Origin of the sequence: Buttiauxella sp. 3AFRM03 (genome assembly GCF_003675305.1) — a bacterium.
Taxonomy (GTDB): Bacteria; Pseudomonadota; Gammaproteobacteria; order Enterobacterales; family Enterobacteriaceae; genus Buttiauxella; species Buttiauxella ferragutiae.
The window spans coordinates 3,681,429-3,694,029 of the sequence record NZ_CP033076.1; the positions used below are offsets into that span (position 1 = coordinate 3,681,429).

Here is a 12,601-nt window from a genome sequence, read left to right on the forward strand (position 1 = left end):
GCCAGGTAACGTTCATTTGCCGCGCAGTTACGCCTGTGCGCAATTCACAGAAGAATTCATTATGACTTTGTCTCCTTTTTTGCAAGAAGTGGGGAAACGCCGCACTTTTGCGATCATTTCTCACCCCGATGCCGGTAAAACGACCATCACGGAAAAAGTGTTGCTGTTCGGACAGGCGATTCAAACTGCGGGTACGGTAAAAGGCCGTGGCTCCAACCAGCATGCAAAATCTGACTGGATGGAAATGGAAAAGCAGCGTGGTATCTCGATTACCACCTCCGTCATGCAGTTCCCGTATCGCGACAGCCTGGTTAACCTGCTGGATACCCCAGGGCACGAAGACTTCTCCGAAGATACTTATCGTACGCTGACCGCGGTTGACTGCTGTTTGATGGTTATTGATGCCGCGAAGGGTGTTGAAGATCGTACCCGTAAGCTGATGGAAGTTACCCGTCTGCGCGATACGCCAATCCTCACTTTTATGAACAAACTTGACCGCGACATCCGTGACCCAATGGAAGTGATGGATGAAGTTGAACGCGAGCTGAAAATTGCCTGTTCACCTATCACCTGGCCAATCGGCTGCGGCAAGCTATTTAAAGGTGTTTATCACCTCTATAAAGACGAAACTTATCTGTACCAGACCGGTAAAGGTCACACCATCCAGGAAGTGCGTATCGTGAAAGGGTTAAACAACCCTGATCTGGATGTGGCGGTAGGTGAAGAACTAGCAGCACAGCTGCGTGACGAGCTGGAACTGGTACAAGGTGCTTCCCACGAATTTGACCGTGAGTTGTTCCTTGAAGGCGAACTGACTCCGGTGTTTTTCGGTACAGCATTGGGTAACTTCGGTGTTGACCATATGCTGGACGGCCTGGTCGAGTGGGCTCCGGCGCCAATGCCACGCAAAACTGATACGCGTGTAGTAGAAGCGGCTGAAGATAAATTCACCGGTTTCGTGTTTAAGATTCAGGCCAACATGGACCCGAAACACCGTGACCGTGTGGCTTTCATGCGTGTGGTTTCCGGCAAGTACGAAAAAGGCATGAAGCTGCGCCAGGTTCGTACCGGTAAAGACGTGGTGATTTCTGATGCGCTGACCTTTATGGCGGGTGACCGTTCGCACGTTGAGGAAGCCTTCCCTGGCGATATCATCGGCCTGCACAACCACGGCACCATTCAAATTGGTGATACCTTCACCCAGGGCGAAATGATGAAGTTCACCGGTATTCCGAACTTCGCACCGGAACTGTTCCGTCGTATTCGTCTGCGTGATCCATTGAAGCAGAAGCAGTTGCTCAAAGGCCTGGTACAGCTTTCTGAAGAGGGCGCGGTACAGGTATTCCGCCCAATCGCCAACAACGATTTGATTGTGGGTGCGGTCGGTGTGCTGCAGTTTGATGTGGTTGTGGCGCGTCTGAAGAGTGAATACAACGTTGAAGCGATTTACGAATCCGTCAACGTTTCGACCGCGCGTTGGGTTGAAAGCACTGATGTGAAGAAGTTTGAAGAATTCAAACGGAAAAACGAAATGCAGTTGGCTCTTGATGGCGGCGACAACCTCGCTTATATCGCTCCAACTATGGTGAACTTGAACCTGACGCAAGATCGTTACCCGGAAGTGACGTTCCGTAAAACTCGCGAGCACTAATCCCCTCTCAGGGCGCGGCAGTCGTCGCGTCCTGCTACTTTTCCCGTCTTATTAATCCCTTACGGATTGTTCTTAATTTCCTGCATTTTCCTTACGTTCCTTCATTCACACCATGCAAATCTGTGATTGTTGTCTATATTTAACAAACCAGTGACAAATTGGTTGGTCGAATATGCCATGTAAACGAAGCTTTCTGGCGGGTTCATCCACTCTAATTTTTATTGGCGTTATTAAAAACTGAACGGAAAATTTTTGGGCCGTAACACTTGGCCTGAGGTTTAAGGAAAGCCGTTACGTTAAGGCTTGTGCTCAAATTGTGAGCAAAACTATAGGAATTAATCGATGACTATGACTACGACTAAGATTTCTAAAACTCTGTTAGCTGTTGTTCTTGGCTCTGTGCTGGCAAGCGGTAGCGCTTTAGCAGAAGACAAGATGCTTAACAAAACCGAATCGACAGCGGACACAGCAGGCGAAAAAATTGATAGCTCCGTAAAAGACGTCGGTAATTTCATGGATGACAGCGCTATCACTGCGAAAGTGAAAGCCGCCCTAGTCGATCACAAAGATATTAAAAGTACCGATATCTCAGTGAAAACCGACAAAAAAATCGTCACGTTAAGTGGGTTCGTTGAAAGCCAGGCGCAGGCTGAGCAGGCCGTAACAGTTGCCAAAGGCGTGGAAGGGGTCTCTTCTGTCAGCGACAAACTGCATGTGCGTGACGGGGCCGATAAATCAGTCAGCGGTTATGCAGGCGATACTGCTACCACCAGCGAAATTAAAGCTAAACTTTTAGCAGACGACATCGTGCCTTCGCGCCATGTGAAAGTTGAAACCACCGAAGGTGTAGTCCAGCTATCGGGTACTGTGGAATCAAGCGCGCAGTCCGAGCGGGCTGAAAGTGTTGCCAAAGCAGTTGATGGCGTTAAAAGCGTCAAAAACGACCTGAAAGTGAAGTAACCGATCAATCGAAACTTTCTCCTCTGGTTATGCCGGGGGAGTCAGTAACCAAGTAAGCAACATCAATACCAAATATCGCCAATGAGTGCGCATCCCGCACCCATCCAGAAGCGATTCGGGTTCACTATGGTTAAGGAGAGGCTTATGTTTCGTTGGGGCATTATTTTTCTGGTCATTGCGTTGATTGCAGCAGCTCTGGGTTTTGGTACTCTTGCGGGTACTGCGGCAGGTGCTGCAAAAATTGTCTTTGTGGTAGGTATTATTCTGTTCCTGGTTAGCCTGTTTATGGGCCGAAAACGCCCATAGCGATTTTTACGTGCTATAACCATTAGAGACAGACCAGAGAGCCAGTCTATTTAGACTGGCTCTCGCGTTTTTAAGCGACTAACAAATAACCAATAATAAATATCCTTTAGATTAAGGAAAGCAGGGTGGGACAAAGAATACCCGTAACGCTCGGCAACATTGCGCCGCTTGCGCTTCCAACGTTTCGTCCAGGAAAACTCGCCATTATTTGTGAAGGTGGCGGGCAGCGTGGGATATTTACAGCCGGCGTGCTGGACGAGTTTATGCGCGCTAACTTCAACCCGTTCGATCTCTTCTTAGGCACCTCCGCGGGTGCGCAAAACCTTTCCGCTTATGTTTGTGACCAGCCTGGTTATGCCAGAAGAGTGATCACCCGTTTTACCACGACCCGTGAATTTTTTGATCCTCTGCGCTTTGTGCGTGGCGGGCATCTTATCGATCTCGACTGGCTGGTTGAGGCCACATCGTCAAAAATTCCGCTCTCAATGTCGAGCGCGGAAAAACTGTTTGAGTCCGGTAAAGCGTTCTATATGTGCGCCTGTCGCAGTGATGATTACACCCCAGGTTACTTTTCGCCGAACAGCACAAGTTGGCTGAATATCCTCAAAGCCTCCAGCGCCATCCCGGGTTTTTACCGTAGCGGGGTAGAGATTGATGGCATCGGTTATCAGGATGGTGGAATAAGCGATGCGATTCCGGTTCGCGAAGCCGTGCGCCTGGGGGCTGATACGTTGGTGGTTATCCGTACTGTTCCTTCGCAAATGTATTACACGCCTGAATGGTTTAAACGCATGGAGCGCTGGCTTGGCGATAGCAGCCTGCAACCGTTGCTCCATTTGGTGAAACATCACGAGGCAAGTTATCGTGAGATACAGAATTTTATTGAAAAGCCACCGGGCAAACTGCGTATTTTCGAAATCTATCCGCCGAAGCCACTGATGAGCATGGCGCTTGGCAGCCGAATGCCCGCGCTGAATACGGACTATAAAACGGGCCGTTTATGCGGGCGCTATTTCCTTGCTACCGTGGGTAAACTGCTGGCGGCTCAACCGCCGATAAAACGCCATCATCCGCGTATTATCGTGCCAGGCCCGGTTGTGGTGGCGCCGGGAATCGTGACGCATGAGCCTTTATCTCAGGCGGTGATTGAAACCCCAGAGGCGAACGATTCCACCTTTAATAATGAAGGTACGGCGTGACAATGACTTTTTACGATACGCATTGTCACTTCGACTTCCCGCCGTTTAGCAATAACGAAGCCAGTAGTCTGGCGCTTGCTGCACAAGCGGGTGTCGAAAAAATTATCGTTCCGGCCATTGAAGCCGAGCGCTTTGGTGTCGTTCTGGCTCTGGCCGACAATTATCCGCCGTTGTATGCCGCGCTGGGCTTGCACCCGATTGTGATTCACAAACACCAGGATGCGTCACTGGCGTTGCTGGAACATCATCTGCAACAACGTCCGAAAAAGCTTGTGGCAATTGGCGAGATCGGTCTTGATCTCTATATGGATAATCCGCTTTTTGAGAAACAAGAAGCGATGCTCGATGCGCAGTTAAAGCTGGCAAAACGTTATGATTTGCCGGTCATCCTTCATTCACGTCGTACCCACGACAAACTCGCTGCCCATTTAAAACGCCACGATTTACCGCGAGCCGGTGTGGTGCATGGTTTTTCGGGCAGCCTGCAACAGGCTGAACGTTTTGTGGCATTGGGCTACAAGATTGGAGTGGGGGGAACCATAACCTATCCGCGAGCCAGCAAAACGCGCGATGTGATGGCGCAACTACCGCTCAGCGCGTTGGTGCTGGAAACGGATGCGCCCGATATGCCACTCAATGGCTGGCAAGGACAGGCTAATCGTCCGGAACGCATTGTTGAGGTTTTTCAAACCCTTTGTTCTCTCCGTTCTGAACCTGCGGATGTTATCGCAAATACTTTCATTCATAACTGCAATGAATTATTCAATCTGAAATAGTCAGTAACAAAATGTGATCCAGCTCACCTTATAAGATAAACGTTTCCATGAATGTGTATAAATACGTGATTGCCGTTCCATTTGCTGGCTTCCCTGCCGCTATAATCCCGCCAGTTGTCGGTTTTTAGCTCGCTTTCACTTTTATCAACTAATACACAGGGATTCTGTATGCAACTCTTCATGGGATTGATCGGCATGATCGTTCTGCTGCTGATCGCCGTTTTACTTTCCAGTCATCGCAAAGCGATAAATCTTCGCACTGTTCTGGGCGCATGGATTATCCAGGTCGGCATCGGTGCTCTTATCCTGTATGTTCCGGTCGGTCGTAAAGTTCTGTTGGCCATGTCTGAAGGTGTCGCTAACGTTATCGCTTACGGTAACGCCGGTATTTCCTTCCTGTTTGGTGGCCTGGTTTCGGACAAAATGTTCGAAGTCTTTGGCGGCGGCGGCTTTGTATTTGCCCTGCGCGTTCTGCCAATTATTGTCTTCTTTTCCTCACTGATTGCAGTGCTTTACTACTTGGGCATCATGCAGTTAGTGATTCGTGTTCTCGGCGGCGGCCTGCGTAAGTTGCTGAAAACCTCTCGCACTGAATCCCTGTCTGCGACAGCCAACATCTTTGTTGGCCAGACTGAAGCTCCGCTGGTGGTCCGTCCTTATATCGCGACCATGACGCGTTCAGAACTTTTCGCCGTCATGTGTGGTGGTTTGGCATCCGTGGCAGGTTCCGTGTTGGCCGGTTACGCACAAATGGGCGTACCGCTAGAATATCTGATTGCAGCATCCTTCATGGCGGCACCCGGCGGTTTACTGTTTGCAAAAATCATCCTGCCTGAAACAGAAACACCAAACGATGCACCAGAGCTGGAATCCATGAAAAATGATCCAGATCGCCCAGCGAACGTGCTGGATGCTGCGGCATCAGGTGCAGCTTCGGGTATGCAGTTGGCTCTAAACGTAGGCGCAATGTTGCTGGCGTTTGTGGCTCTGATTGCCTTACTGAACGGGATGCTTTCTGGCATTGGCGGCTGGTTGTTTAACTACCCGCAACTGTCGATGGAACTGATCCTTGGTTGGGTGTTCTCACCGCTGGCGTGGGTTATCGGTGTGCCATGGAGCGAAGCTAACGTTGCGGGTTCCTTCATCGGCCAAAAACTGATCATCAACGAATTTGTCGCCTACCTGAACTTCGGGGAATACCTGAAAGATGACGCCACCGTTGCGGCAGCAGGCCTGCAAGTTCTTTCAGATCACACCAAAGCCATTATTTCCTTCGCGCTGTGTGGTTTTGCTAACCTTTCTTCTATCGCTATCCTGATTGGTGGCCTGGGAAGCATGGCTCCAAACCGCCGTCACGATATTGCTCAGCTTGGCCTGAAGGCTGTAGCAGCAGGTACCTTGTCTAACCTGATGAGTGCGACAATTGCCGGGGTGTTCCTGTCATTATAAAAAGGTGATGTTAAAATTATAACATCCCTGTGAAATCAATGGTCGGCACTTTTGCCGGCCATTTTTTTATATTTGAATCACATTTTTACTCTATCTAACCTTGTTAAATCACATATACTGTACAAAGCATGTAATTTCTCCTTTGGCTTTTGTGAAGCGAGACACAATATTATCAAGATGGTGAATGTTATAATTATAACATTGCTACATATGATGTGCGGTGAGAAGGATCTCAACGTGACGGTGACCCGTGTTACCTCTGCTCTTCAAGGAACCAAGTCCGCTCCAACGTGTTGAGTTTCGAAGCCAGAGACTTCTATATCTTTTGTTGGAGAGTGTTATGACCGATTTAACTGCAAGCAGTCTGCGTGCCCTGAAATTGATGGACCTGACTACCCTGAACGACGATGACACCAATGAAAAAGTGGTAGCACTTTGTCATCAGGCCAAAACAGCGGTAGGTAATACTGCGGCGATCTGCATTTATCCTCGTTTCATCCCAATTGCTCGTAAAACTCTGAATGCCCAGGGCACTCCTGAGATCCGCATTGCTACCGTGACCAACTTCCCACACGGCAACGACGACATCGAAATTGCGCTGGCTGAAACCCGCGCGGCTATCGCTTACGGTGCCGACGAAGTTGACGTGGTGTTCCCATACCGCGCGCTGATCGCGGGTAACGAACAAGTGGGTTTTGACCTGGTGAAAGCCTGTAAAGAAGCCTGTGCTGCGGCAAACGTTTTGCTGAAAGTGATCATCGAAACCGGCGAGCTGAAAGAAGAAGCCCTGATTCGTAAAGCGTCGGAAATTTCTATCAAAGCCGGTGCTGATTTCATCAAAACCTCTACCGGTAAAGTACCGGTCAATGCCACGCCGGAAAGCGCTCGCATCATGATGGAAGTGATCCGTGACATGGGCGTTGAGAAAACCGTTGGTTTCAAACCAGCCGGTGGCGTGCGTACTGCTGAAGATGCGGCGCTGTTCCTGTCTATCGCGGATGAACTGTTTGGTGCTGACTGGGCTGATTCCCGTCACTACCGTTTTGGTGCGTCCAGCCTGCTCGCGAGCCTGTTAAAAACGCTGGGTCACGGTGACGGCAAAAGCGCAAGCGGCTACTAATCTCTTCCTTGCGGCGGTTTCCCCGCCGCATTTCACCTGATGAATTCAGGGGGTTACCTTGTTCCTCGCTCAAGAAATTATTCGTAAAAAACGTGATGGTCATGCGCTAAGCGATGAGGAAATTCGTTTCTTCATCAATGGTATTCGGGATAACACTATCTCTGAAGGGCAGATTGCAGCACTGGCAATGACCATTTTCTTCCACGACATGACTATGCCGGAACGCGTATCTCTGACCATGGCGATGCGAGATTCAGGAACCGTGCTGGACTGGAAGAGCCTCAATCTGAACGGCCCAATCGTTGATAAACACTCAACGGGCGGCGTCGGTGATGTGACTTCGTTAATGCTTGGCCCAATGGTGGCGGCATGTGGCGGTTACATCCCAATGATTTCTGGCCGTGGTTTAGGCCATACCGGCGGTACGCTCGATAAACTCGAAGCAATCCCTGGATTTGATATTTTCCCGGACGATAACCGTTTCCGCGACATTATTAAAAACGTCGGCGTGGCAATTATCGGCCAGACAAACTCGCTTGCTCCGGCGGACAAACGCTTCTACGCCACGCGTGACATTACCGCGACCGTAGACTCCATCCCGCTGATTACCGCTTCCATTCTGGCGAAGAAACTGGCCGAAGGCCTGGATGCGCTGGTGATGGACGTGAAAGTCGGCAGCGGTGCATTTATGCCGACTTATGAGCTTTCTGAATTGCTCGCCGAAGCGATTGTTGGCGTGGCAAATGGCGCAGGCGTTAAAACCACTGCGCTGCTGACCGACATGAACCAGGTGCTGGCCTCCAGCGCAGGTAATGCGGTTGAAGTGCGCGAAGCGGTGCAATTCCTGAACGGCGAATACCGCAACCCGCGCCTGCATGAAGTCACCATGGCGCTGTGCGTGGAAATGTTACTTTCCGGCAATCTGGCAAAAGATGACGCCGAAGCCCGCCAGAAACTGCAAGCGGTGCTCGATAACGGTAAAGCGGCTGAAGTGTTTGGTCGCATGGTTGCGGCGCAAAAAGGCCCGACAGACTTCGTCGAAAACTATGCGAAGTACCTGCCAACCGCCGTGCTGAGCAAAGCGGTTTATGCAGATAAAAATGGCTTCATCTCTGAAATGGACACCCGCGCGCTAGGTATGGCGGTGGTAGCGATGGGCGGCGGTCGTCGTCAGGCTTCTGATTCCCTGGATTACAGCGTCGGCTTCACCGATATGGTGCGCCTGGGCGATAGCGTTGAGATTTCTCGCCCGTTAGCGGTGATTCACGCTGCAAGCGAAAGTCAGTGGCAAGAAGCGGCTCGTGCGGTTAAAGCGGCAATTAAAGTTAACGATACGGCACCGGCTAAAACGCCAGACGTTTATCGCCGTATTAGCTAAATGCTGGCATACTGATCTGATCACTTTTTGAAACGCTCTCGGGCGTTTCAGGCGCAACGACGCAGGAGAAATTATGAAACGTGCATTTATTATGGTGCTGGACTCTTTCGGCATTGGCGCGACTGAAGATGCTGACCGCTTTGGCGACGTTGGCTCTGATACCTTCGGCCATATCGCGCAAGCTTGTGCAAATGGCGAAGCCGACAAAGGCCGTAAAGGGCCACTGCATTTGCCTAACCTGACTCGCCTGGGTCTGGTGAAAGCGGCTGAAGGTTCTACCGGTAAAATCCCGGCGGGTATGGACGGTAACGCAGAAGTTATCGGTGCATACGGTTGGGCGCATGAACTTTCGTCTGGTAAAGACACTCCGTCAGGCCACTGGGAAATCGCCGGTGTTCCTGTGCTGTTCGAGTGGGGCTACTTCTCCGATACCCAAAACAGCTTCCCGCAAGAATTGCTGGATAAACTGGTCGAGCGCGCAAACCTGCCAGGTTACCTCGGTAACTGCCACTCTTCCGGTACTGTGATTCTGGATGAACTGGGCGAAGAGCATATGAAAACCGGCAAGCCGATTTTCTATACCTCCGCTGACTCCGTGTTCCAGATTGCCTGCCACGAAGAAACCTACGGCCTCGATAAACTCTACGAACTGTGCGAAATCGCCCGCGAAGAGTTGACCGAAGGCGGCTACAACATTGGTCGCGTTATCGCGCGTCCGTTTGTTGGTGACAAAGCGGGTAACTTCCAGCGTACCGGCAACCGCCATGATCTGGCTGTTGAACCGCCAGCACCAACCGTGTTGAAAAAACTGGTTGATGAGAAAAATGGTCAGGTTGTTTCCGTGGGTAAAATCGCAGATATCTATGCTGAAGTCGGTATCACCAAAAAAGTGAAAGCGACCGGTCTGGATGCGCTGTTTGACGCGACAATTACCGAGATGAAAGAAGCGGGTGACGACACTATCGTGTTCACCAACTTCGTCGATTTCGACTCCTCTTACGGTCACCGTCGTGACGTAGCAGGTTATGCCGCCGCGCTGGAACTGTTCGACCGTCGTCTGCCAGAACTGATGGAATTGCTGAAAGAGGACGATATTCTGATCCTCACCGCTGACCACGGTTGTGACCCAACCTGGCAAGGTACTGACCATACTCGCGAACACATTCCGGTATTGGTCTACGGCCCGAAAGTGAAAGCTGGCTCTCTGGGCCATCGTGAAACCTTCGCGGATATCGGCCAGACCGTGGCGAAACACTTCGGTGTTTCAGATATGGACTACGGCAAGAACATGCTGTGATACCCGTCATTCTTCGAGCCGCAGGGGTGTTGGCTGCAAAAGCTCACCCCAGTCACTTACTCAAGTAAGCTCCTGGGGATTCGCTTTCTTGCCGCCTACCTGCGACTCGAATTATTTAGGGTATATGGATTACAGATTTGGGTGAGATGTTTTATCCGCCCAGACGTTAACCTCTTAAAACAAGGAATAAAAACATGGCAACGCCACACATTAATGCAGAAATGGGTGATTTCGCAGACGTCGTTTTGATGCCTGGCGACCCGCTGCGCGCAAAACATATCGCTGAAACTTTCCTTGAAGATGTTCGTGAAGTGAACAACGTGCGTGGCATGTTGGGCTTCACCGGGACTTACAAAGGCCGCAAAATTTCTGTAATGGGCCACGGCATGGGTATCCCATCCTGCTCGATTTACACCAAAGAGCTGATCACAGATTTCGGCGTGAAGAAAATCATCCGTGTGGGTTCTTGCGGTGCAGTACGTATGGATGTGAAATTGCGTGACGTGGTTATCGGCATGGGTGCTTGCACCGATTCCAAAGTGAACCGTCTGCGTTTCAAAGACCATGACTTCGCTGCAATCGCTGACTTCGACATGGTGCGTAACGCGGTTGATGCAGCTAAAGCGCTGGGCGTTGATGCTCGCGTGGGCAACATCTTCTCTGCAGACCTGTTCTACTCCCCAGACCCGACTATGTTCGACGTGATGGAAAAATACGGCATCCTGGGTGTGGAAATGGAAGCCGCGGGCATCTACGGCGTGGCAGCAGAATTTGGTGCTAAAGCACTGACCATCTGTACCGTGTCTGACCATATCCGTACTCACGAGCAGACTACTGCTGAAGAGCGCCAGACAACCTTTAACGACATGATCAAGATCGCTCTTGAATCTGTGTTACTGGGCGACAAAGAGTAAGATTTTAAAGGGTGCTCCGGCACCCTTTATCTTTTCAAATTATCTATTCATATGAGCGCTCTGACAGATTTATTGCTGCATGGCCCACAAACTGCAACCTCATTACGCCAGCGTTTGGGTGTCAGCCAGGCGACGTTTTCACGTCTGGTGAATACTGAAAGCGATGTCATAAAAGCAGGCGCTGCCAGAGCGACCCAATATGCCCGGATCAGACCAGTGCGCCAGATCCGGCAATTTCCATTGTGGCAAATAGATGATGCGGGGCAGGCCTGGCGTTTCGGTGACTTGTATCCCATCTGGCGCAGGGAAGCTGTCTGGTGATACTGAATAATGGCACCGCGCAATGGTTTAACGGTATCCCATGGTATTTAACCGATCTGCGTCCTCAGGGTTTTTTGGGGCGAGCGTGGGGGAAGCGCTTAGCACAGCAAACAGGATTACCGGAAGATATTAGCCCGGCGTTTCGCGAGCTTTGCAGAGAGATGTCATTGCAACTTGATACCGTTGAGGCAAGCGTTAAGCGACTCGCCTAGCGCACCGTCTGCGCAATCCACGTGCTCAATTCACGTAATTCCATTTCTTGTTCCGGGAAGTCGGCAATCAGCGTTTCGCATTGCTGTTGCAACATGTCACTGCGATACAAACAGCCCTGCAAACGGGCGGCCAGCGCTTCAAGAGGCGCAGGATTTAGGCTGTCTGTGAATATTTTCGCTTGGGTGATATGCCCTTTCTCAACGTCGAAATGCAGTTCAACACCACCCCAGGTAAAACGCTGATCCAGTAAATGGCTAAATGCCGGAGCCTGGCCGAAATTCCATTCCCAGCTACTTTGGCGGGCAAAGGTTTCAGCAAAGCCGGGTAGGTCGGGCAGGGCATCAGGAGAAATATGTTCTGCTGCCACTTGTTCGCCGTAGAAGGCAAAAAATGACTCGCGTACCGCATCGCAAACTTGCTCGTGTGTCAGGCCAGGCAGCAGATCGCTGAGGTTTGCCACTCGTCCACGTACTGAAGTTATGCCTTTGGCCTGCAGTTTTTTCTGGTCTGGATTCAGGTAGTTTGCCAGGCGGCTTAAATCGGCATTCAACAGCAAGGTGCCGTGATGGAAACCGCGATCCATCGTTTCCTTATAAGCCGAGCCGGAAACTTTGCGCACCCCCTCAGCGGTGGCAACTTCCAGATCATTGCGTCCGGAAGCGGTGGCACTGATGCCGAGCGCATTAAGCGCATTCACCACAATGGCCGTCGACACACTTTTGTCGTATTCCGGTTTTCCCGCCATAAAGGTGAAACAGGTGTTGCCCAAATCGTGGAATACCGCGCCGCCGCCGCTGCTGCGTCTGGCCAGCCGCACGTTATCTTCTTCCATGCGCCGGGTATTACATTCTTTCCACGGGTTTTGCGCCCGGCCAATGACCACCGTATCCGCGTTGCGCCATAAGAACAGCACGCGCTGGGTTGCAGGCATCTGGCGGAAAATACACTCTTCCACCGCCAGGTTGAACCAGGGATCGTAAGAGTCCGAAATAAGCAGACGTAATGTAGACATAGCAG

The 12,601-nt window shown here is 50.9% G+C and carries 11 protein-coding genes and 1 pseudogene; 11 read left to right on the plus strand and 1 reads right to left on the minus strand.

Annotation, left to right across the window (positions count from 1 at the left end):
• The first annotated feature begins 61 nt into the window (after positions 1-61).
• From prfC to D8682_RS18770, 11 genes and pseudogenes are all read left to right on the plus strand, one after another.
• The gene (prfC, locus tag D8682_RS18715) at positions 62-1,651 is read left to right on the plus strand and encodes a peptide chain release factor 3 (RefSeq protein ID WP_064543556.1); all 1,590 of its coding nucleotides are present in this window, start codon (positions 62-64) and stop codon (positions 1,649-1,651) included.
• A gap of 342 nt (positions 1,652-1,993) precedes the next feature.
• Positions 1,994-2,611 carry a molecular chaperone OsmY gene (osmY, locus tag D8682_RS18720; RefSeq protein ID WP_064543331.1) on the plus strand — a complete coding sequence of 206 codons (618 nt, stop codon included), beginning with the start codon at positions 1,994-1,996 and terminating at the stop codon, positions 2,609-2,611.
• Between the two features lie 144 nt (positions 2,612-2,755).
• Positions 2,756-2,917 carry a DUF1328 domain-containing protein gene (locus D8682_RS18725; RefSeq protein WP_064513877.1) on the plus strand — a complete coding sequence of 54 codons (162 nt, stop codon included), beginning with the start codon at positions 2,756-2,758 and terminating at the stop codon, positions 2,915-2,917.
• Positions 2,918-3,042: 125 nt separating this feature from the next.
• Positions 3,043-4,116 (plus strand): patatin family protein, encoded by a 1,074-nt coding sequence (locus D8682_RS18730; protein ID WP_121814862.1) that lies wholly within the window; start codon positions 3,043-3,045, stop codon positions 4,114-4,116.
• A complete protein-coding gene (locus D8682_RS18735; RefSeq protein WP_121814863.1) occupies positions 4,113-4,892 on the plus strand; it encodes a TatD family hydrolase in 780 nt (259 codons plus the stop codon). Before D8682_RS18730 ends, D8682_RS18735 begins: the two co-directional genes overlap by 4 nt.
• Positions 4,893-5,060: 168 nt before the next feature.
• A complete protein-coding gene (locus tag D8682_RS18740; protein ID WP_064543337.1) occupies positions 5,061-6,341 on the plus strand; it encodes a NupC/NupG family nucleoside CNT transporter in 1,281 nt (426 codons plus the stop codon).
• Positions 6,342-6,681: 340 nt separating this feature from the next.
• Positions 6,682-7,461 carry a deoxyribose-phosphate aldolase gene (gene deoC, locus D8682_RS18745; protein ID WP_064543339.1) on the plus strand — a complete coding sequence of 260 codons (780 nt, stop codon included), beginning with the start codon at positions 6,682-6,684 and terminating at the stop codon, positions 7,459-7,461.
• A gap of 58 nt (positions 7,462-7,519) precedes the next feature.
• Complete coding sequence (gene deoA, locus D8682_RS18750) at positions 7,520-8,839, plus strand: thymidine phosphorylase (RefSeq protein ID WP_121814864.1); 1,320 nt, start codon at positions 7,520-7,522, stop codon at positions 8,837-8,839.
• A gap of 73 nt (positions 8,840-8,912) precedes the next feature.
• The gene (gene deoB, locus D8682_RS18755) at positions 8,913-10,136 is read left to right on the plus strand and encodes a phosphopentomutase (RefSeq protein WP_064543343.1); all 1,224 of its coding nucleotides are present in this window, start codon (positions 8,913-8,915) and stop codon (positions 10,134-10,136) included.
• Positions 10,137-10,330: 194 nt separating this feature from the next.
• Complete coding sequence (deoD, locus tag D8682_RS18765) at positions 10,331-11,050, plus strand: purine-nucleoside phosphorylase (RefSeq protein WP_064543345.1); 720 nt, start codon at positions 10,331-10,333, stop codon at positions 11,048-11,050.
• A gap of 51 nt (positions 11,051-11,101) precedes the next feature.
• Positions 11,102-11,502 (plus strand): annotated as a pseudogene (locus D8682_RS18770) (transcriptional regulator); the annotation flags it as partial.
• A 77-nt stretch (positions 11,503-11,579) separates the two neighbouring features.
• Here the strand turns inward: D8682_RS18770 and lplA are convergent.
• A complete protein-coding gene (gene lplA, locus D8682_RS26795) occupies positions 11,580-12,596 on the minus strand; it encodes a lipoate--protein ligase LplA (protein WP_162303030.1) in 1,017 nt (338 codons plus the stop codon).
• Positions 12,597-12,601 lie beyond the last annotated feature (5 nt).